The organism is Lactiplantibacillus sp. 3062, from assembly GCF_055413545.1.
Genome location: NZ_JBVAYE010000006.1, coordinates 41,808 through 64,444, shown reverse-complemented (window position 1 = coordinate 64,444; position 22,637 = coordinate 41,808). Strand labels below are relative to the sequence as shown.

16 protein-coding genes are annotated in these 22,637 nt (G+C 47.5%); 11 read left to right on the top strand and 5 right to left on the bottom strand.

Annotated elements, in window-relative coordinates; genetic code table 11:
• The first annotated feature begins 1 nt into the window (after position 1).
• From ACWQAU_RS09635 to addA, 9 genes are all read left to right on the top strand, one after another.
• Entirely contained in the window at positions 2-1,294 is a 1,293-nt protein-coding gene (locus tag ACWQAU_RS09635) for a dihydroorotase (RefSeq protein ID WP_027821850.1), read from the top strand.
• Positions 1,291-2,385 carry a carbamoyl phosphate synthase small subunit gene (locus ACWQAU_RS09630; protein WP_003642607.1) on the top strand — a complete coding sequence of 365 codons (1,095 nt, stop codon included), beginning with the start codon at positions 1,291-1,293 and terminating at the stop codon, positions 2,383-2,385. The genes ACWQAU_RS09635 and ACWQAU_RS09630 overlap by 4 nt, the downstream gene beginning before the upstream one ends.
• The gene (gene carB, locus ACWQAU_RS09625; protein WP_003642608.1) at positions 2,378-5,554 is read left to right on the top strand and encodes a carbamoyl-phosphate synthase large subunit; all 3,177 of its coding nucleotides are present in this window, start codon (positions 2,378-2,380) and stop codon (positions 5,552-5,554) included. The genes ACWQAU_RS09630 and carB overlap by 8 nt, the downstream gene beginning before the upstream one ends.
• Before the next feature lie 42 nt (positions 5,555-5,596).
• Positions 5,597-6,514 (top strand): dihydroorotate dehydrogenase, encoded by a 918-nt coding sequence (locus ACWQAU_RS09620; protein WP_027821851.1) that lies wholly within the window; start codon positions 5,597-5,599, stop codon positions 6,512-6,514.
• Complete coding sequence (pyrF, locus tag ACWQAU_RS09615) at positions 6,511-7,224, top strand: orotidine-5'-phosphate decarboxylase (protein WP_003642610.1); 714 nt, start codon at positions 6,511-6,513, stop codon at positions 7,222-7,224. Before ACWQAU_RS09620 ends, pyrF begins: the two co-directional genes overlap by 4 nt.
• A gap of 1 nt (position 7,225) precedes the next feature.
• A complete protein-coding gene (gene pyrE / locus ACWQAU_RS09610; RefSeq protein ID WP_011101885.1) occupies positions 7,226-7,864 on the top strand; it encodes an orotate phosphoribosyltransferase in 639 nt (212 codons plus the stop codon).
• A 15-nt stretch (positions 7,865-7,879) separates the two neighbouring features.
• Complete coding sequence (locus ACWQAU_RS09605; protein ID WP_011101884.1) at positions 7,880-8,989, top strand: DMT family transporter; 1,110 nt, start codon at positions 7,880-7,882, stop codon at positions 8,987-8,989.
• A gap of 397 nt (positions 8,990-9,386) precedes the next feature.
• A complete protein-coding gene (locus ACWQAU_RS09600; RefSeq protein ID WP_003645885.1) occupies positions 9,387-12,989 on the top strand; it encodes a PD-(D/E)XK nuclease family protein in 3,603 nt (1,200 codons plus the stop codon).
• Complete coding sequence (addA, locus tag ACWQAU_RS09595) at positions 12,982-16,731, top strand: helicase-exonuclease AddAB subunit AddA (RefSeq protein WP_027821852.1); 3,750 nt, start codon at positions 12,982-12,984, stop codon at positions 16,729-16,731. Before ACWQAU_RS09600 ends, addA begins: the two co-directional genes overlap by 8 nt.
• A 132-nt stretch (positions 16,732-16,863) precedes the next feature.
• Here the strand turns inward: addA and ACWQAU_RS09590 are convergent, their stop codons facing one another.
• A complete protein-coding gene (locus ACWQAU_RS09590) occupies positions 16,864-17,388 on the bottom strand; it encodes a GNAT family N-acetyltransferase (RefSeq protein WP_003642615.1) in 525 nt (174 codons plus the stop codon).
• A gap of 136 nt (positions 17,389-17,524) precedes the next feature.
• On the opposite strand from ACWQAU_RS09590, the gene ACWQAU_RS09585 reads away from it, so the two are divergent.
• Positions 17,525-18,166 carry an SDR family oxidoreductase gene (locus tag ACWQAU_RS09585; protein ID WP_003642616.1) on the top strand — a complete coding sequence of 214 codons (642 nt, stop codon included), beginning with the start codon at positions 17,525-17,527 and terminating at the stop codon, positions 18,164-18,166.
• A gap of 158 nt (positions 18,167-18,324) precedes the next feature.
• Here the strand turns inward: ACWQAU_RS09585 and ACWQAU_RS09580 are convergent, their stop codons facing one another.
• Positions 18,325-19,221, bottom strand: a complete 897-nt coding sequence (locus ACWQAU_RS09580; RefSeq protein WP_003642617.1) for a LysR family transcriptional regulator — start codon at positions 19,219-19,221, stop codon at positions 18,325-18,327.
• A gap of 126 nt (positions 19,222-19,347) precedes the next feature.
• Between ACWQAU_RS09580 and ACWQAU_RS09575 the strand changes: the two genes are divergently transcribed.
• Positions 19,348-20,121 carry a sulfite exporter TauE/SafE family protein gene (locus tag ACWQAU_RS09575; protein WP_003644715.1) on the top strand — a complete coding sequence of 258 codons (774 nt, stop codon included), beginning with the start codon at positions 19,348-19,350 and terminating at the stop codon, positions 20,119-20,121.
• A gap of 244 nt (positions 20,122-20,365) precedes the next feature.
• Here ACWQAU_RS09575 and ACWQAU_RS09570 read toward each other — a convergent pair whose 3' ends face one another.
• From ACWQAU_RS09570 to ACWQAU_RS09560, 3 genes are all read right to left on the bottom strand, one after another.
• A complete protein-coding gene (locus ACWQAU_RS09570) occupies positions 20,366-20,500 on the bottom strand; it encodes a hypothetical protein (RefSeq protein WP_003645890.1) in 135 nt (44 codons plus the stop codon).
• Between the two features lie 70 nt (positions 20,501-20,570).
• Positions 20,571-21,440, bottom strand: a complete 870-nt coding sequence (dapA, locus tag ACWQAU_RS09565; RefSeq protein ID WP_079111832.1) for a 4-hydroxy-tetrahydrodipicolinate synthase — start codon at positions 21,438-21,440, stop codon at positions 20,571-20,573.
• Between the two features lie 4 nt (positions 21,441-21,444).
• The gene (locus ACWQAU_RS09560; protein WP_003642620.1) at positions 21,445-22,617 is read right to left on the bottom strand and encodes an aminotransferase class I/II-fold pyridoxal phosphate-dependent enzyme; all 1,173 of its coding nucleotides are present in this window, start codon (positions 22,615-22,617) and stop codon (positions 21,445-21,447) included.
• Between the last annotated feature and the right edge of the window lie 20 nt (positions 22,618-22,637).

Here is a 22,637-nt window from a genome sequence, read left to right as displayed (position 1 = left end):
CATGACAACATTAATTAAGAATGCTCAAGTGTGGCAAGCAGGGCAGTTACAAACAACGGATATCCTGATTGCCGAGGGCCGAATTAAGGCGATCGGGCATCAACTGCACGATCAGTTTGGACCGGCGGATCACGTCATTTGTGCCGATCAGCACTTTGTTAGTCCGGGCTTTGTCGACGTACACGTCCATTTACGCGATCCTGGTCAAACAGCGAAGGAAACGATTGCGACCGGAACGTTAGCCGCGGCGCATGGCGGTTTCACAACGGTCGGAGCAATGCCTAATGTGGATCCGGTACCCGATACACCTGAGCGGGTCGCGACGATGGTGGCGCGTAATCAGCAGGAAGCACATGTTCACGTCGCACAATATGCCAGCATTACGACTGGGCGGACTAGTGAACAGCTCGTTGACTTTGCCGGCATCAAAGCTGCGGGGGCCTTTGCCGTCAGTAACGATGGTTCCGGTGTTCAAACGGCCGGAACCATGTTTGCAGCCATGCAAGGTGCTGCTAAAGTTGGGTTGCCATTAGCGGCACACGTTGAGGATGATTCGCTTTATCATCATGGCGTGATGAACGCGGGGCCCGTTGCTGATCGGCTAGGATTGCCTGGTATCAATAATGTTTCAGAAGCGGCCCAAGTGGCTCGTGATGTCATGTTGGCGGAAGCGAGTGGGGTTCACTACCATGTTTGTCACGTCTCAACGGCGGAAAGTTTACGCGTGATTCGCAATGCGAAAGCAGCTGGCATCAACGTGACTTGTGAAGTATCGCCCCATCATTTACTCCTTTGTGATGAAGATATTACGATGGATAACCCGATGTTAAAGATGAATCCACCGTTGCGTTCAGCCAAGGATCGCGCAGCGTTAGTTGCGGGATTGTTGGATGGCACGATCGACATGATTGCGACGGACCATGCGCCGCATACTGATGACGAAAAACAGGGCAGCATGAAGACGGCAGCCTTCGGGATTACTGGGATTGAGACTGCCTTTGCCACGCTATATACGGCGCTGGTCAAGACCCGGTTACTGACGCTCGGTCGTTTAATTGAACTGATGAGCACGCGTCCGGCTGAACTATTTGGCTTAAATACAGCCGGCCGGTTGGTAGTGGGGGCACCGGCTGATCTAACCATTATTGATTTAGATCATCAATATGAAATCGAAGCGGCCACCATGTTATCGAAGGGGCACAATTCCCCGTTTATCGGTTGGCCCGTTTATGGCAACGTCTTAATGACACTAGTTGACGGTAAGTTGGCATATGGAAAGGAAACGCAAGCATGAAACGATACTTAGTACTTGAAGATGGTACGATTTACCCCGGCACGGGGTTTGGTGCGACAACGGCCACGGTTGGTGAATTAGTCTTTAATACCGGCATGAGTGGTTATCAAGAGTCGATCACAGACCAGTCTTATAATGGCGAAATCTTGATGTTTACGTATCCTTTGATTGGAAATTACGGCATTAATCGGGATGACCATGAGTCAATCAAGCCAACTTGTAAGGGCGTTGTTGTTCACGAAGTTGCCCGACGAGCCAGTAATTGGCGTAATGCTCAGTCGTTGGACGATTATCTAAAACAGAATGCGATTCCTGGCATTATGGATATTGATACGCGGGCGGTTACTAAACATATCCGAACGAAGGGCGCGATGAAGGCCACCATCGTCGATAACGTCTTACCAGATACGGTTGACCGGCTCAAAGTCACGGAATTAAATCGGGCCGTTGTTGCCCAGAGCTCAACGAATAACGCCTATCCCAACCCAGCGACAGGCCCCAACGTGGTCGTCGTCGACTTTGGGTTGAAGCATTCGATTTTACGCGAATTAGCAAAGCGTCAATGCAACTTGACGGTGTTGCCGTACAATACCACGGCGAGTGAAATCATGGCTTTGAATCCGGATGGTGTGATGTTGACGAACGGCCCTGGTGATCCCAAAGATATTCCGGGAGCCTTAGAGATGATCAGAGAAGTGGAAAAACATGTGCCGCTATTTGGAATTTGTCTCGGACATCAACTTTTTGCGCTAGCAAACGGTGCGGACACGTTCAAGATGAAGTTCGGACATCGTGGGTTTAACCATCCCGTTCGTGAGATTGCAACTGGGCGGATTGATTTTACGTCGCAAAACCATGGTTACGCGGTGGATCGGGATTCATTAGCGCAGACTGACTTGTTAATCACCCATGAGGAGATTAATGATGGTACCGTGGAAGGCTTGCGGCATCGCGACTACGCGGCCTTTTCCGTGCAATATCATCCGGACGCAGCGCCGGGTCCTCACGATGCTGATCATATTTTTGACGAATTTATTGATTTGATGGCGGCTAATCAAGCAACCCAGAAAGGAAGCCAATTCAATGCCTAAACGGACAGATATTCATAAAATTATGGTAATTGGTTCAGGACCAATTATTATTGGTCAGGCCGCAGAATTTGATTATTCTGGGACACAAGCTTGCCTGGCATTAAAAGAACTCGATTATGAAGTGGTCTTGGTCAATTCTAACCCCGCAACGATTATGACGGACAAAGAAATTGCGGACCAGGTCTACTTGGAACCAATTACACTTGAATTTGTTTCACAGATTCTCCGCAAAGAACATCCGGATGCGATTTTGCCAACTTTAGGCGGCCAGCAGGGCTTGAATATGGCGATGGAATTATCTAAATCGGGTATTCTCGATGAGTTGCACATTGAACTGTTAGGAACGAAGCTCAGCGCAATTGATCAGGCGGAAGACCGGGAACAGTTTAAGGCACTGATGGAAGAATTGGGCGAACCCGTGCCAGCTTCTGGTATTGCGCGGACGGTTGACGAAGCGTTGGCTTTCGCTGAGCAAGCTGGTTATCCGGTCATCGTGCGACCAGCCTTTACGATGGGGGGGACTGGCGGTGGCATCGCCGAGACGCCCCAACAGTTACACGACATTACCGAAAATGGGTTGGCGTTATCACCAGTGACCCAAGTTCTGATCGAACAAAGTATTGCCGGGTACAAAGAAATTGAGTTTGAAGTTATGCGTGATGCTGCGGATAATGCGATGGTCGTCTGCAATATGGAAAATTTTGACCCCGTGGGGATTCATACCGGTGATTCAATCGTCTATGCACCTGTTCAAACGTTAGCAGATCGCGAAGTGCAATTATTACGGGATGCTGCTTTGAAGATTATTCGGGCGTTGAAGATTGAGGGGGGCTGTAACGTTCAGTTGGCCCTCGATCCTAATAGTTTTAATTACTATATTATTGAAGTAAATCCGCGGGTCAGTCGCTCATCAGCGTTAGCCTCCAAAGCGACTGGTTACCCAATTGCTAAGATGGCTGCCAAGATTGCAGTCGGCTTGCATTTGGATGAAATTAAAAATCCGGTGACGGGAACCACTTACGCTGAATTCGAGCCAGCGTTGGACTACGTGGTTTGCAAGATTCCTCGCTGGCCGTTTGATAAGTTCACCCATGCTGATCGTCGTTTGGGCACTCAGATGAAGGCGACCGGCGAAGTCATGGCGATTGGGCGCAATATTGAAGAAGCCACACTAAAGGCGGTCCGATCACTAGAAATTGGGGTGCACCACGTTGAAGAACCCGCTTTGCGTAGTGTTGACGATGATGTACTCAGCGATAAGCTCATTCATGCGCAGGATGATCGGTTATTCTACTTAACGGAAGCAATTCGCCGCGGTTACCCGATTGATGAATTAGCCGAACTCACCAAGATCAACGTGTTCTTCCTGGATAAACTATTACACATTATTGAAATCGAACAAGCCTTGCGTACCCATACGGATGACATAGAGACACTAACTGTCGCTAAACGCAATGGCTTCGCCGATCAAACGGTAGCTGACTATTGGCACGAAACAATCGATCAGGTTCGCGACTTCCGCTTAGCGCACAAACTAGCGCCCGTTTATAAGATGGTCGATACTTGTGCCGGTGAGTTTGCTTCGGAGACACCTTATTACTACGGCACTTATGAGTTTGAAAATGAGAGTATTGTCACGAAACGCCCATCCGTTTTAGTGTTAGGGTCAGGGCCGATTCGCATTGGGCAAGGGGTGGAATTCGACTATGCTACCGTTCACTCCGTTAAAGCCATCCAAAAAGCTGGCTATGAAGCGATTATCATGAATAGTAATCCGGAAACCGTCTCGACTGATTTCTCAGTATCAGACAAATTGTACTTCGAGCCACTGACGATTGAAGATGTCTTAAACGTGATCGAACTTGAAAAACCAGTGGGCGTGATTGTGCAATTTGGTGGTCAAACAGCGATTAACTTAGCGAAACCATTGGCTGACCATGGTATCAAAATCTTAGGGACGAGTGTGGCGGATGTCAACCGCGCGGAAGACCGTGACGAATTTGATAAGGTCATCAAAGCTTTAGCTATTCCACAACCGGCTGGTGATACGGCAAGTGATGAAGCAACCGCGCTAGCTATTGCGGATAAGTTGGGCTATCCCGTCCTTGTCCGGCCCAGTTATGTCCTTGGTGGCCGGGCGATGGAAATTGTCAAGAAGCGGACCGACTTAGACTATTACATGCATAACGCGGTCAAGGTGTCGCACGACCACCCCGTTTTAGTGGACAGTTATTTGGTCGGGAAGGAATGTGAAGTTGATGCCATTTGTGACGGTCAAACAGTCTTGATTCCGGGAATTATGGAACACATCGAACGGGCGGGTGTCCATTCTGGCGATTCGATGGCCGTTTATCCGCCACAGTCACTTTCGGCGGCGGTCCAAGCACAAATTGTGGATTATACTGAAAAATTAGCCATTGCGCTCAACTGTGTCGGGATGATGAACATTCAATTCGTAATCCACGACGACCAAGTTTATGTGATTGAAGTCAATCCGCGCGCGAGCCGGACGGTGCCATTCTTAAGCAAGGTCACGAACATTCCGATGGCTCAAGTTGCGACTCGGGCAATCCTTGGCCAGTCATTGGCTGAACAAGGTTATCAGACTGGCTTGGTCACACCGGGTCCCTTAGTACACGTCAAAGCGCCGGTCTTTTCATTTTCAAAGTTGAATCGTGTGGATAGTTTGTTGGGACCAGAAATGAAGTCAACGGGTGAAGTCATGGGCAGCGATGTCACGATGGCAAAGGCGCTTTACAAAGCCTTTGAAGCGGCTAAGCTACACGTGCCGAGCCATGGTAACGTACTTTTGACTGTCCGGGATGAAGACAAGCCAGAAACAGTGGCGTTAGCCAAGCGGTTCCATGCGTTGGGTTACCAATTGCTAGCGACTCGGGGAACGGCGACTGCTCTGACCACACACGGGTTACCCGTTACGACCGTCGACAAGATCGATAGTGGCGAGCATGATTTACTGCATCGCATGGAAGCTGGCGAAATTCAAGTCGTCATTAATACGGTTTCGGATGAAGAACAGGCTGAAAATGATGGTACCCTGATTCGAAACACGTCAATTATGCACGGTATTCCGTTGTTTACGGCCTTAGATACGGTCGCGGCAATTTTGCAAGTACGAGAATCACAATCATTTGTAACGCAGGCGCTCTAAATCAGGACACCCGCCGATAAGCTTGATCATAGGAGGAAAACGATGGGACGATTAACAGTAAATTTAGCCGGTGTCACGTTCAAAAATCCGGTTATGCCGGCTAGTGGTACGGCGGCATATGGTCAACAGATGGCTCAACAGTTAGACCTGAGTGCGCTGGGGGGCTTGGTCATCAAGTCGACCACCGCCGAACCGAAAGCGGGCAACCCACGACCAACGACCGCGGAAACAACCGCGGGGTGGCTCAATGCAATTGGACTCAAGAATCCCGGAATTGACAATGTGCTGGCCGATAAATTACCGTGGTTAGCGACTCATTATCCAGATTTACCGATTATTGGGAGTGTCGCGGGGGCGAGCTTTGATGAATACGTGGCAGTCGCACGAAAACTGGCGTCGGCACCTAACGTCAAATTATTGGAAATCAATATTTCATGTCCAAACGTCGACCATGGCGGCCTAGCATTTGGAACTGATCCAGCGACGGTAACGGCGTTGACTAAGGCGATTGTTGCCGCGGTCGATAAACCAGTTTTCATGAAGCTGACCCCGAATGTCACTGATATTGTCCCAATTGCACTCGCTGCCGAAGCTGGTGGAGCGGCTGGACTGACGATGATTAACACGTTAACGGGTATGGGCATCGATTTAGCCACGCGCCAACCGATCTTAGCGCATGGTACGGGCGGTTTATCTGGAAAAGCCATTCATCCACTTGCTGTTCGGATGATCCATGACGTGCGTCAACATACCAAGTTGCCGATTATTGGCGTTGGTGGCGTGTTCACGCCGGCTGATGTGTTGGAATTTTACCTGGCTGGTGCAAATGCTGTTCAAGTTGGGGCCGCAACGTATGGTCACCCGACTGCTTGTACAGACATTATTGCTGGATTACCGGCGGCGATGGATCAGTACGGGATCACCAGCTTGCAAGCGTTGATCCAGGAGGTTCAAGGATGAAGCGACCAATTATCATTGCGTTAGATTTTCCCACCGCCGAACGGGCCTTAGCTTTTTTAGACCAATTTCCGGCTGATTTACATGTCACTGTCAAAATCGGCATGGAGTTATTTTATGCAGCGGGACCGAGTATTGTGACGGACGTGCAAGCTCGCGGCCATGCGGTTTTCTTAGATTTGAAACTACATGATATTCCCAATACCGTCGAATCCGCAATGCGGGTGATCGGGCGGTTAGGGGTAACCTATACAACGGTTCATGCTGCGGGTGGGCACGTGATGCTTTCAGCCGCCAAACGAGGATTGGTCGCGGGTGCAATGGCCGCTGGAGTCACTGCCCCCAAGTTATTAGCGATTACGCAGTTAACTTCGACTAATCAAGCTATTTTGAATCAGGACCAGCAAATCATGGGAACGGTTCGGGCGAGTGTCGTGCATTATGCCAAACTAGCACGGGCGAGTGACTGTGATGGCGTCATTTGTTCCGCCCAAGAAGTTCAGGCGATTCATACGGCCGTCGGTGCTGATTTTCTCGGAATTACGCCGGGAATTCGGCCAGCGTCGGCGCAGTCAGATGACCAGCAACGGGTGATGACACCGGCTGCCGCTGCTAAGGCTGGGAGCAACGGTCTCGTCATCGGGCGGCCAATTACGCAGGCTGCAGAACCAGTTCAAGCTTACCGAGATATTATGACAGAATGGAGTAACTAATATGAGTGAAATTGCAGCAACTATCGCCACTGATTTGTTGACGATTAAAGCCGTTACACTACGACCAAACGACCCGTTCACCTGGGCCAGTGGCATTAAAAGTCCAATTTATACGGACAATCGGCTGACGATTTCTTATCCGGCGGTCCGTCAGCATATCGCGCACGGAATCGCTGCCATCATCAAGCGTGAATACCCGGCGACCGAAGTGATTGCGGGGGTCGCAACGGCTGGCATTCCCCATGCAGCCTGGGTGGCGGAATTGTTAAATCTACCATTGATCTACGTTCGTGCTAAACCCAAGGATCACGGTGCTGGCCGCCAAATCGAAGGGGTGTTAAAGCCCGGTCAAAAAGTTGTCATGCTGGATGATCTGATTTCGACGGGTGGCAGTGTGTTACAGGCGGCCAAAGCCGTTCAAGCAGCAGGTGGCGATATTCAGGCTGTTGGGGCAATCTTCAGTTATGCCTTGGATGCGGCAACGCAAAACTTTGCTGCTGCGTCATTACCGCTGTTCAGTTTGTCCAACTATCCTGAACTAATCAAAGTTGCTCGCCAAGCAGATTACATTGATGACGAGGAATTAGCTTCGCTGCATACGTGGCGTCAGGACCCAGAACACTGGGGAGTGACTGATTAGGATTACTCGCCATAAATGGCTGGCATATTTAAAATAGTCATGAAAATTAAGCTGGATTATCCAGACGATTTTCATGACTATTTTAGTTACCGGCTCGTGCTAATATTAACCTGTGACAGATTGTTAAGACAAGATAAAGAAATGAGGGAATATTCGATGTTAGCAATTTTAGTTGGCTTAGCAATCGGGATTGGGTTACCAATGCAAACGAGTATTAATTCGCGATTGCGCAATTCAGTGGGATCTCCATTTGGTGCCTCCCTAATATCTTTTGCTGTGGGGACGTTGTTTTTGGCGATAATGACACTAATTGATGTCCATACTTTAGGATTTTCGACGACGTTATTTACGAGTCAACCGGTTTGGATTTGGCTGGGTGGGCTGTTGGGGGTCGTCTACTTAACTGGCAATATCTTGTTGTTTCCGAAGCTGGGTAGTGTTCAAACCGTTATTATGCCCGTGCTTGGTCAAATTTTGGCCGGGCTATTGATTGATAATTTTGGTTGGTTCGACTCACCCCAAAGTACATTGACGATGACCCGATTTTTGGGTGCAATTTTAGTCTTGGCGGGAGTCATCATCACCGTTGCGGCTCAGGGGTGGCTCGAACAGCGGCATAATCGAATCACTGAAACAGCGGAAAAAGATACAGCTACTGACACTGACACTGACCAAAGTGGCCTTGGAATTTGGCGTGCACTAGGTGTGGTTGCCGGAATGCTCAGTGCGATGCAAACTGCGGTCAATGGGCACCTAGGTCGGGTGCTTGGCTCCACAGTGCACGCGGCATTTGTTTCTTTTTTAGTTGGTACTCTGGGGCTGATCGTCATCGTGTTAGTCTTGCGACCTCAATTCAAATTGATTAGGCCAACTAAGACGCCTAATCCTTGGTGGATGTGGATTGGTGGCATGATTGGCGCGCTGTATGTTTTGGGTAATGTTTACTTGGTTCCGGTCGTTGGCACTGGTTTAGCGGTCGTCATTGTTTTAGTCGGACTGATGGCCGGTAGTTTAATGATTGACCAATTTGGCTGGTTTGCTTCAAAAAAGAACCCAATTTCGGGGGTCCAGTTGATGGGCTTGCTCGTCATGATTGTGGGGGTTGTGCTAATTCGCGTCTTTTAAGCACTCTGAGGATTGGCGAGTGTCACCGGGTGATCGGTAAGGTGTTTTGAGGTCGAGACTTGCAGCCGGATGAATAAGCGACCGTGCGAGTTGACCACATTAAGCCGTGACCACGTTCGTTAAAGCTTCTAAAATTTCAAATCAGGATGACAAAACGGTACTGGATGCCGGGCACGATAAGCCATTATAAATCCGACGCACATCTGGCAGCAGTGGCCGTCAACGTTGAGAATTAAGACGTGCAGCACACGGGTCGCCTGGCTGAATAACGTGGTATTTAATGGACGCGATAATAAACATCTAACTTACGGGTTAGGTGTTTTTTTAGCCGGTTAAATATGCGATAATGAGACTAACTTAATGAGAACATTTGTTCAGTTCAGAGGAGGAATTAGTGGTGAGCTTACAATTTGTATTGGGACCAGCCAAGATGGACCATCGCCGTACCATGGTGGCGCAGTTAGTGGCAACTTTGATGGCTAAGCCACAAGATCAGTTTTTTTATTTGGTACCGAACCATATTAAGTTCGATACTGAAGTTGACGTGTTGAACCGCTTGGCACAGGCATTTGGGCAACCAGATTTGTATGCCCAGACTCAGGTTCAGGTCTTTTCATTTACCCGTCTTGCTTGGTACTTGATGAAGAATGAAGCAGCTTATCAAGTACCACGACTCTCCGCTGCTGGGATTGACATGCTATTATATCGCATTCTACAACGACATGCCGATGAGCTGCGATTGTTTGGTGGTGAAATCTCGCAAACGGGTTTTGTGACTCAACTAGCTCGTGAAATTAATGAGTTACAGACCGCTAATTTGCAACCAGAAGATGTGGTTCAATTGGCAGCGAATGCTCAGGCGGGTGACTTGCAGGCTAAGCTACATGATCTGGCGATCGTTTACAAAGACTTCGTGGCGGCGACTGCAGATAAGTATCTTAAGCCCGCTGATATTCTCGTTCAATTGAATGCTTACTTACGGCGTCAAGACTTGCACGGAACGCACGTTTATGTGGAACTCGCTGGCTTTGCCCAATTACCGGCCCAGGAACAGGGAATCGTCACGACTATGCTGGAACAGGGCGCGGACGTGACAATCAGTTTGATGCTCGATCACAAAGTCGTTGACCGGGCGCCAGAAAATGGCACGCTGTTTTATCAATCTGGTCGGCTTTATTATCGGCTTTATCAGTATGCCCGTATTCGTCAGATTCCGGTTAGCCAAGATATTTATGCTGAAACGCCGCGCGTGGCTCCCGGCTTAGTGGCTCTCGATGATTTTTGGCGTGGTCAGCCCCAAGCGGCTACCGGTTACGAGGAGCCGAATACGAATGTGCATTTATTCCGGACCGATAGTCGACAGACCGAATTGGCACAAGTTGGCCGCATGATTCGGGCAATGGTCGCGAAAAAACATGCCGATCCCGCCGACGATTATCATTATCGGGACTTCTTGATCATGACACGGCACTTAGATGCCTACCAAACGATGTTAGCGCCGACTTTTCATGAATTAGAAATACCATACTTTGTTGATTTACAGCGTTCAATGGCCGACCATCCGTTAGTTGAGTTGATTAACGCGTTGTTTGATATCGACGCACAGCAGTATCAATATCGTGATGTTATGCGAGTGTTGAAAACCGAGCTGTTGATGCCAAATATCAATGGGCAACCGATGGATCGGCAAGCCTACCGCCAAGCAGTAGATCTGACCGAAAACTTTATCCTTAAAAGTGGTTATCACGGCCAGCGGTGGGTACAAAGGGAAGATTGGCAATACTTTCAATTAACCGAGGGTGATGCCGGGGTCGAGACGGACCAAAATGCTGAAATTTCGCGACAAATCAACTTGATTCATCACTTTGTTGCTGAAACGTTACCACCGTTTTTTAAAAAAATGCGGCAAGCACCGGATGGCAAAGCGGCCGTGACATTGCTGGTCAACTTTTTGACAAGCCAGGGCGTTACGGACCAGCTATTAGCTTGGCGTGATCAAGCCTTGGATCGCCAAGATGTCCGGGCAGCTGCCGAGCCTGAGCAGACCTGGCAAACTTTCTGTGGGATGCTAGATGAATACGTGACGATTTTAGGTGCAGAGCCATTTGAAATTACGGACTTTTTGGCACTATTACAAGCGGGCTTTGAAGGTGCTAGTTACTCGCAAATTCCGTCGACGTTGGACCAGGTGTTAATTTCAGAGAGCGGAATGGTTCAAAGTCAGGACCATAAAGTTGTCTTCATGGTTGGGGCAACCGATTTAGTGATGCCTGACCGGATTATGACGAACAACTTATTGAGTGATGTGGATAAAGAAAATTTGCAACCAACGCTCAGTTCGTTAGATGGTGACCACTATTTAAATGATTCAGCTGTCGTTCAGCTCGGTGATGAAAGTTGTCTGAATTATTTGGCCTTTTTAAGTGCCCGTCGACACTTGTTTTTCAGCGCCCCGTTAAAAGATGATCAAGAAACAGATTTAAATTGGTCCAACTATGTGCGGCGAATTCAACGCCAGTTCAATTTGCGAGAACATACTTATCTTGGGACGCCTGATCCGACTAATGCCGATGCGCGGCCATTTGTTGGGACTAAGCGCCGGACGATTAGTCATGTGATTCAGGTTTACCGCGATGTGTTAACGACGAATACTGACCGTAATCGTGTTGGCGCACCATTACAACCTGCTCCGGTGTGGGTGTGGTTACGGCAACAATTGACGCGTGACCCCCAATTCGGTGAGCTAGCACGTCAATTGATGGCTGGATTAAGCTATCGCAATCAACCTGTCAAGCTGACACCAGCCAGCGTTGAGGCTTTGTATGGGCATCAAATTTATACGTCAATTTCAAAACTAGAAGAATTTTATCGTAATCAGTACGCTTATTTCTTGAAATATGGGCTCAAACTGCGTGAGCGTGATGTGTTCGAGTTATCAGCTGCTAGTACTGGGGAGTTTTTCCACGCTGTCTTAGATGGGCTCATCAAGGCGTTACGGTCTGATCAAATCCCATTGGCCCAAGCCAGTGATCAGCAGTTAGGACAGTATTTAGAGACTGTGACCCGTCAAATCTTAGATCAACCACAGTTTACAATTTTGACGAGTTCTAACCGGATGGCTTACTTGCAACGGCAGTTAATCAACACAGTCCGGCAGATTGCGTTTGCGATTCGCAATCAAAGTAAACTGTCAGCCGCTGAACCGAAGCAAACCGAGGTCTTATTCGGTAACGTTGGCAAGGAACACGGATTAAAAGCGCTCGATTTTCAAATTGATGCAACGCATAGTGTGCACGTGCGGGGGAAAATTGACCGTCTCGACCAAATCCAAGTGGCAGATCAAAGTTACCTGGGAATCGTCGATTATAAGTCATCCCAACATAAATTTGATTTTCAAGAGGCTTACTATGGTCTCGCAATGCAAATGTTAACTTATTTGGATGCTGTGCTGCACAACGAGCAAGCTTTAGTCGGTTCTGATCAAGCTGCGGTTAAATTAGCCGGCGCACTTTACATGCACATTCAAAATCCAACTCTGAAACCAAAAGATATTCAGGGCGGTTTTGAAGCAGCGCTTCTAAAGAAGAATAAGTATAAGGGAATTTTGCTCGATGATCCGCAGCTATTGGAACATTTAGATAGCGAACTACAACAAGGTAACGGGACCTCGAAAGTTTACCCATTCGCACGTAAAAAGGATGGGGCGTATAGTGGGGGGCGTGCAGCTTCACTGGTGACGAATGACCAGTTAGAACGATTATTACAGCATAATAGTCAATTGATTATTGCAGCTGCTGAAGCGATTTTCGCTGGAGAAATTCAACTAAATCCAATTCGGCTGAACGATAAGACGACTGCTTTACAGTATTCGCCGTATCTATCAATTATGCAGTTTGATGCAATGTTGGCAGAAAATGCTTATCGGGATCTACCGCCATTATCAGCCAAACAGGTTCTTGATTTACTGAAGACACAGAAAGGTGGAGAAAACCATGAGTGAGGGTACAAACTATACACCTAGCCAGCAAGCTGTTATCGCACAGCAGGGAAATAACTTGTTAGTTTCAGCTTCGGCTGGTTCTGGAAAGACGACCGTATTGATCGAACGTATTATGCGCAAGATATTGGCCGGAACGAATATTGACCAGTTACTCGTGGTGACGTTTACAAACTTAGCTGCCAAGCATATGAAACAAAAGCTGGAATCGCAAATCAATAAGCAAATCTCAAAGTTAATGACGGACAATCCGGCGCAAACCACGGCGTCACCAGCGATTCGGCAATTACGGCAGCAATTAAATTTGCTCGGGGTAGCCAACATTAGTACGTTGGATGCTTTTTGTCTCCGCGTGATTCAGCGTTATTACTACGTTATTGATTTGGATCCTGTTTTTCGCCTATTGACGGACAACACTGAAGGGTTACTCATTCGTGATCAGGTTTGGGACAGTGTTCGTGAACAATTATATGATGAAGATGGTACGTTATTTGACTTATTAACAGCGAATTTTTCTAATGATCGAAGTGATGATGGTCTCAGTCGATTGATTTTTCGGTTATTTGATTTTGCCCAGTCGACCCCGGATCCGGAAGGCTGGCTGAGCAAGTTACCGGAACCTTATCAGGTGGATGAGGAAGCGTTAACGGCCAGTGCCTTTTATCAACAACAATTATTACCATTGCTCATTAATGAAGTCGATGGGATGCAAATGAAATTACGACAGGCACAAAAAGTTGCGACGGATGCTGACTTAGTCCCGAAAACGCTTGAGGTACTCGCTACAGCACAAAAAACGCTGACGACGCTCCGTGAACAATTGGCAACGGCAAGTTGGAATGAGTTACGTACTCAAGTCGCCACTTTCAAGATTGGAGCTCTCAAAAAAACTTATAAGGACGAGCCGGAGAAGACTGCACGGGCCAAAACTATGGGCAAATTTGTTGACGGTGTCAAGAAACAAATGATCACCCTTAGTGAGACCTATTTTGCGGCCGATGAGCAGCAAGTCTTAGATATTATGGTAGGGGCAAAGTCAATTGTGACTGAGCTAGTGGATGCGACCAAGCAGTTTAAGACGGCTTTTGCAGCTGAAAAACGGCGGCGACACGTCCTGGACTTTTCGGATTTGGAACACCTAACGTTGCAAATCTTAACGAGTGACAATGAAAGTGGTCAGGCAGCTTTGGCGCAGTTACGGGCCCAATTTGAAGAAGTTATGGTTGATGAATATCAAGATATTAACTCTTTGCAAGAAAGTATTTTGCAGCTGTTGGCGCGCGACCAGCCAGGAAATATGTTCATGGTGGGAGACGTCAAACAGTCGATTTACCAGTTCCGATTAGCTGATCCGTTATTATTTTTGCACAAGTATCACGATTTTGGGACGAATCCCGAACACGGGGAACGAATCGTATTAGCTGAAAACTTCCGGTCGGTGGCGAATGTCGATCATTTGACTAACCTAATCTTTAGTCAGCTGATGGACGCGCCGGTCGGGCAAATTGATTATGATGAAGCGGCTTACCTCAAGTATGGGCCCAAGGATTATCCGGCCGATATGCCACAAACGACGAATCTATTACTTTACCAGACGGAAACTGACAAGTCGACAGAAGATGTCTCCACGGATGAAACCAATTTTTCAATTGATGATCCTGCCGTTGGGAGTATCACGATGGTCGCCCAAAAGATTTTGGCACTTAAGGCCCAAGATAAGCCAATCTATGAACGTGCTAATGGGGAATACCGGCCGTTTCGTTACAGCGACGTGGCGTTACTAGTGCCAACACGTAATCATAATTTAACAATTATTGATGTTTTCAAACGGTATCACATTCCCGTTGTGGTCAATGATGCCCAGAATTATTTTCAAACCACTGAGATTCGGATCATGATGTCACTACTCAGTATTATCGATAATCCATATCAAGATATTCCGTTAGTGGCGGTTCTACGCTCGCCAATTGTCGGATTAGACGAAAATCAATTAGTTTATTTGCGTATCCAGAATAAAACGAGTGATTATTTTCAAGCCGTCCAGGACTTTTATCATCATTATCCAACTGGTCCGGCGACTGAATATGGTGATCAAGTTTATGCTAAGATCGAGACCTTCTTGACACAACTGACTGAATTTCGAGATTTGGCACGACGTAATCAAATCGTAACCCTGATTTGGCAAATCTATGAACGAACTGGCTTTTTAGACTACGTTGGCGGCATGCCAGCTGGTAAACAGCGTCAGGCTAATCTCCACGCTTTATATGAACGTGCTTATACGTATGAACAGGGCAGTTTTAAGGGCTTATTTCAGTTCGTTCGTTTTATTCGCCGGATGCAGGAAAAGGACCAGGATTTGGCAGCTGCCGTGGCCGAGACTGATGCGGAAGCAGTCAACGTAATGACGATTCATGGTAGCAAGGGGCTTGAATACCCTGTGATTTTCGTGATGGATATGGATAAGCAGTTCAATCAGACTGATACGCGCTCGAGCGCGCTATTGGACCGAGAAGCGGGGATTGGGATTACTTATTTGGACCCAGAAACGCGTGTGAAGTACCCGACCTTGCCACAAGTTGTGACTAAGCAGGTAGTCAGCAAGAAGATGCGCGCTGAAGAGATGCGGAAACTATATGTCGCGATGACGCGAGCTCAACAACAGCTCTATTTGGTTGGAACAATCAAGGATATTGATACCGCGACCGAAAAATGGCGGCAGGCCTTTGCTAGCGACGGGCGCGTTTTGAGTGCTCAGGCACGAATTTCTGCGACTAATCAATTAGATTGGGTCGGTATGGCCGTGATGCGGCATCCGGCCATGAAGGCATATTGGGGAGATGAATGGCCCAATTACGAATTGACGGATGATCCGACCAAGCTAGCCGTTGAATTGGGAGATGCCACCACCGTCCTGGCGGAGCAAAGTGAAGCGGTAACGGATACTCAACCTGATGCGCTTGAACTAGTTGAACAGCAAGTCACCATCGATGTTGATCAAGTAACGCGTGATTATCTGACCACGTTACTGAATTTTCATTATCCACACCAGGCTTCCACGACGACGACGGCATATCAATCGGTATCAGAAGTGAAACGAATCTTTGAAGATCCGGATACCCCGCTGATGAATGCGAACCCGACTGTTAGTCAGCGGCGTTCACGACCGACATCCCGGTTTGTGACAGGGTCACTGGAGTTACCACAATTTTTACAAACTACGCAGGCGCCAACCAGTGCGGAAGTTGGGAGTGCGACCCACTTAGTTTTAGAACAACTTGATTTGACCAAACCGGTCAATGAAACGACGGTTCAAAGTACGATTGATGGGTTAGTGGCTAACCGGGTCTTAACGACCAATGTCGCGAAATTGATTGCAGTTGACACCATCGTGGCTTTTTACCAGAGTGCGCTGGGCAGTCAAATTTTGGATAATCCGGCGAAGGTGCACCGCGAAGTGCCATTCTCGTTACTGATTCCAGCACGTCAGATTTTCGATGTTGATGAACATGAAACGGGAAAAGTTCTGATTCATGGAATTATTGACGGCTATTTAGAAACGGCTGATGGGTTAACCTTGTTTGATTATAAGACGGACCACGTCAAACGGCCTGAAGATTTGAAGACGCGCTACGCTGGTCAAGTTAAACTATATGCAGCAGCGCTAGCGTCGATGTATCCAGGAAAGGTGACTAAACAGTATTTGTACTCACTGCCACAACAGGTGTTTGTGCCAGTTAATTAAGTTTGGCTGTCAGGTGGTGTTTACAAAATTGGAAAAAGCACGTCAGAATAATCTGGCGTGCTTTTTGTTGAGTTTGGTCTTAATTAAAGCGTTCGTGATGTTTAAAGCCAAATGCCGCGTGGCTGACAAATATTAGGATAGTAGTAACTGATAAGCATTCCGTTGATCGTTGTTGTCATGATTCATGTAGACGATACCACGGTATTCGAAGCCAGCTTTGGTAATAATGTGTTGCATTCGCTTGTTTAACAAGTGCGTATCAATTCGGAGTTGACGAAAGCCGAGTTGGTAACTCATGGTAATGAGATTGCTAAAGTAAAAGTCAGTCAGATGTTGTCCGTGGTAACCATTGGCAATAGCAATACGGTGAATCGAGGCATAGCGGTGGTTCTCAGTAGGCGCCCAGCTGCCATCATAAATAATAGCGTAATTGGGGTCAGGTGTTGTTAGCAGTGCAGCCGTCCCAGCAATCTGATCATCGACAATGAGTACCCAGGCAATTCTAGCATCAATGTCAGCCTGAATATCAGCAGCTAACGGGTAACCATCTTGCCATTGGGGAATCTGATCGGCAGCCAAGGCGTGTTTGCCCTGTTCGATAATAGCCATCATGGCTGGTAAGTCAGCACTAGTAGCTTGACGAATATATTTTGACATGAATTATCACTACTCTCGTTTAGATGCTCATATTATAAGCCAATTTTGTAAACTGGACAAATCAGGAACAGAATGATACTTTTTTGTCCTGGTAAGCTTTATAATGAAACTTAACTAAAGGACAGGAGTGACCCAGATGAAAATCTTTGTGATTGGTGCCCATGGGCAGATTGGTAAGAAAATCGTTTCCAAGTTAGTTGCCCAAGGTGACCAAGTGTACGCGGGTATTCGCCAACCAGAACAGGCTGAGGCTTTCGAGGATGCTGGTGCGCAGCCAGTACAATTCAATTTGATGGCTCAGCCTGAAGATTTAGCGTTGGCTTTTAATGGTATGGATGCCATTGTTTTTGCAGCCGGATCAGGTGGTCAAACGGGTTATGATATGACTTTAATGATTGACTTGGATGGGGCTGTCAAATCAATGGTCGCAGCCAAAATTGCCGGCGTTAAACGCTACGTAATTATTAGTGCTGAATTTACACCGGATCGGAGTCGTTGGCCACGAGCATTACAACCGTACTACGTGGCAAAGTATTATGCTGACGAATGGTTAAAAAACAGAACCCAATTGGATTACACCATTTTACAACCAGGTACGCTGATCAATGATGCCGGTACTGGCAAAGTAACCGTTAACCCTGACGTTGGCGGTGAGATTACGCGTGATGATGTCGCAACTTTTACAGTTCAAACGTTACACACCCCTGCAACGGTCGGTAAAACCATTGCGTTGATCAATGGCGATACCCCAATCTCAAAGGCTGTTCAACAAGCTTAATCTGAGGTTGAGACGGGTTAGCGACCATGATAGGTTACTAAAACTTGTCTGTTTAATGACCTGCATTTGGCGACCTAACTTGACGTACAGTCGTTATAAAATCCACCGTGTGAGCTTATCATATTGATAAACTTACACGGTGGATTTTTAGGTGCTGGTTAGTATGCGTGCCAATCGACGGATTGAAAAGCAGCGGTCAGTCGTTGGATCAGGTCGGCTTGGGTTGGACTAAACGTCATTGAGTGGCGGTACGCAACACCGACATTGAACGTGGGCGCTTGCGCGTCAGTTAGGGGGAGCCGCTGTAATCCCGCCGGTAATTGGACGGCGTTACTCAATAAGGCAATGCCCACATGCTGACGAACCATGTTTAAGATACTGCCGATTTCATTGGATTCAAAGACAATCGTTGGCCGAACATGATTTTGATGACTGAGTTGACGAAACGCCTGGCGGTGGACAAAGTTATCTTTGAGAGCCACAAAATGCTGATGACGCAACGATCTGAACTGAAGTTGTGAGTTGGTTGCTAGCGGATCGTCAGTTGGTACAACAATACTAAATGACTGGGTGTCAAACGTCGTGAGTTGAATGGTCGTATCCGTGAATTCATTGAGGTAAGCAAGTACGGCTAAGTCTAATTGTCCGTTTTTTAATCCTTTGAGCGCCGCGAGTGAACCTTGACTGATAGGTTGAATCTGGCTGAATAAAGCTTGTGGTAATTGGCTTGCAATCCGGGGAAAGTAGTTGATTTCAATGATTGGCGGCATCCCGATGACAAGTTGATCGGTTGTGGTGTGGGCAACTTCTTGGCACATCAGTTGGTGCTCTAATAGGATCTGATTGGCGTGTCGTTGGACTTGAATCCCGGTCGTGGTGAGTGCCACGGGTAAGTGGGGATTAGCCCGAATTAGTAATTGTGTTTTCAGTTCGGTCTCCAATCGCCGAATAGCAGCCGAAATGGTCGGTTGACTAACGTGAAATTGGGCTGCAACTAATGAAAAATTTTTCAGCTGAGTTAACGAAACATAATATTGCAAATCTTTAATATTCATCTTAAAGTCCTTATTTAATTAATGCTTAATTGTTAGTATTATGATTTGTTATTATAACATGGTTATTTGACTATGGTAATCGTTGTGGCTATTGTAGGGCTATTAAGAGAGAAGGGAACGTTGCACATGTTTACGTTCGGAGAGTTAATCGTTATTTTAGTCGTTGTTGGGATTGTTGCGGGTATCGTTAGCACTGCAGCGGGGTTAGCGTCGCTGGTTTCGTACCCGGTCCTACTGGCGCTGGGACTGCCGCCCGTTACGGCTAATGTCACTAACACCGTGGGCTTAGTCTTTACTAGCTTTGGAGCCGTGCCAGCCTCACGCCGGGAACTACGGGGGCATGGTCAGGAATTGAAGACGCTCATCCCACTGACTTTAGTTGGGAGTATTGTTGGGGCAATTCTGTTATTTATTATCCCGGCAGCGACCTTTGCGAAGGTCGTCCCATTTTTTATTTTGATTGCGGGAATTTTAGTACTGATTCCTCGTCATATTCATATTAAACAGCCCGGTGAAATTGTTGTGACACCTAAATGGATGACGGCTTTAGCTTGGTTGGGCATCTTTTTAGTCGGGGCTTATACGGGGTATTTTGGTGCTGCGGGTGGTGTCTTGATGTTGTCGATCCTGTCTTTCACGAGTGCCGCACCATTCGTCGTCTATAATGCTCAGAAAAATCTGGCGTTGGGATTAGCCAATATTGTTTCAGCCGTCGTTTATGGCTTGCAAACGCCAATTCAGTGGCGCTATGTATTACCCTTAGGCATTGGGTTTCTGATTGGTGGTAGCTTAGGACCACGAATTGTACGCCACTTACCTGCCAGATTACTTAAAATTGTGATTGGAATCGGGGCATTGGGACTGGCGGCCAGTTTGTTCAAATCGGCTTATGGATTGTGAGTGAAAATGAAGTTAGTGGGGACAAACTCAATAGCAATGTTAAGGCTGGTAAACTTACTTACGTTACGATCTTGAAATTAAGTCATTGGGTCTAAATCAGCGTTTGGACTGATACTATCAGGCAAAACTGCAGGTCACCTGAAATGGGGAGGGGTTGACCCGGTTGTCTGATCCCTGATGATGAAACAAAAAAGACTTTCAAGCCGTGCCTTGAAAGTCTTTTTTGATTATCCCAATGAGAACTTTAATCGTGATGGCGTGAACGTGTCCCTAAAAAGTAAGCACCAACGGCTAACAGAATCAGTAAGCTGATAATGCCCAAGCCGCCACCCATCCACATAAAGGGCATACCGCCAGTAAAAGCCCAACCGCACATCATGGTCACCACTTTCCTAATTATTTTAGGTTCAGTATACGCGCTTTTGCCAGGTACTACCAACCGTTCTGCATTATTTTAAGCTGTTGAGTAGTTGACTTTGTTCATTGGTGGTTAACGGTAAAATTGGTAGGCGCGTGCTTCCGACTAACCAGTGTTGGGCGTTCAGCGCGGCTTTGACGGGTGCCGGTGAGGGTTGTGTGAATAGTGCTGCCATCTTCGGCATTAAACGTCGTTGAATTTGCCCTGCTTGGGTGATATCGCCGTGGTTCAAGGCGCGGCGCATCGTCGCCATTTCATTTCCAAATAAATGACTCGCCACTGAAATCGTTCCCTGACCACCCAAGACGAGGGTGGTCAAGCTCTGAGCATCTTCGCCCGTGTAAACGAGAAAATCTTTAGGCGCCTTTTCAACAATTGCGGCCAGTTCTTCATCGGAACCACATTGTTTGATCCCAATAATGTTGGGGTTGTGGGCCAACGTGAGAATCGTCGTGACCGTCATCTTAACGCCTACGCGACCGAGAATATTATAAATTATAATGGGCAAGTCTGATTTTTCGGCAATGGCTGTAAAATGCGCCATCATCCCGGTTTGGTTGGGTTTGTTATAAGGCGGGACAACGACGAGGGCGGCGTCGATGCCCTCGATTTGACTGACAATGTGGGTGAAATGAATTGTGGCGGCAGTGTCATTGGTCCCCGTATTAGCGATGATTGGAACTCGCCCAGCAACGATCCTAGCTGTCTGCGTGTATAAATCTCGTTTCTCAGCGATGCTCAACGTGGGGCCTTCGCCAGTCGTGCCCCCGACTAATAAGCCGTCCGTGCCAGTTGCAAGTAAGTGTTCGATCAGTTGCTCTAAGCGGTGGAAATCAATGTGTTGTTGGTCATCAAATGGGGTGACCATGGCGGTAATCAGGTGTGCGGATGCTAAATTCATGTGGCTAATCCTCCTGTGTGGTAGTTTGGGCGCGCCATAAGGCTAAACGATTTAGCCCTTCGCGTAGTGCCGATTGACTGGCTGCATAACTTATCCGGAACCAACCCTCGCCACTCGTACCAAATGCTGAGCCAGGAACGACAGCAACTTGGGCCTCGTGTGCGAGTCGGGTCGCAAAGTCCCAGCTGGTGCCTTGGAAATCCTGTGGTAGCTGGACAAAGATATAGAATGCGCCCGTCGGATAAATATAATTGAATCCAATTTCACTCAGACGTTTGACGACGTAATCGCGGCGTGTTTGATAGACGTCACGCATTTCTGAGCCATCATCCAGACCATGGGTAAGTGCTTCGATACCAGCCGCTTGGGTGATTGAACTCGTTGAAGTAACGAGGTACTGGTGGGTCTTCTTCATCTCGGTAATCAAGTTACTTGGGGCCATGATGAATCCCAGTCGCCAACCAGTCATGGCATGCGATTTGGAGAGGCCATTGATTGTGATCGTTTTGCTTGGATATAGTGTGGCAAAAGCAGTATGGGGCTGTTCATAGGTTAGTTCACTGTAAATCTCATCGCTAATAACGTAGATTCCAGCGGTAGCAATGACGGCTTGCAAAGCCCGTAATTCATCATCAGTGTACGTGACGCCGGTGGGGTTGGTCGGGTAGTTTAAAATTAAGGCCTTGACGTGGTCGCGACGGTGATCATCTAGCGCAGCTTGTAACGCACTGGGTGTTAATTTATAACCCGTTGCGGTTGTGTCAATGGGAGCTAATTTTGCGTTTGCGATGTCAACGACGGGTTGATAGCTCGTGTAAGCCGGTGTTGGCAATAAGACGGTATCGCCAGGATTAAGTAAAGTGAGCAGGGTCGTTGCAACGGCTTCACTAGCGCCGACTGTTGCAATGATTTGCTCAGGTGCATAGGTGAGTTGGTATTTCTGTTGAAAGTAGTGACTCGCAGCATCTTGCAAAGCGGCAAATCCCATTAGTGGCGAGTAGTGTGTCCAATCATTATGAATAGCTTGAATTGCCGCTTTTTTTACGTGACTTGGGGTGGGTAAGTCAGGTTCGCCGACCGTTAATCTGATAATATCGGGAATTTGACTGATTGCTTCATCGAAGCGTCGGATGCCAGAGACTTGAATTTGTTGGATCCGAATATTTGTATTCATCATTAGGACCTTCCTCTCAACGT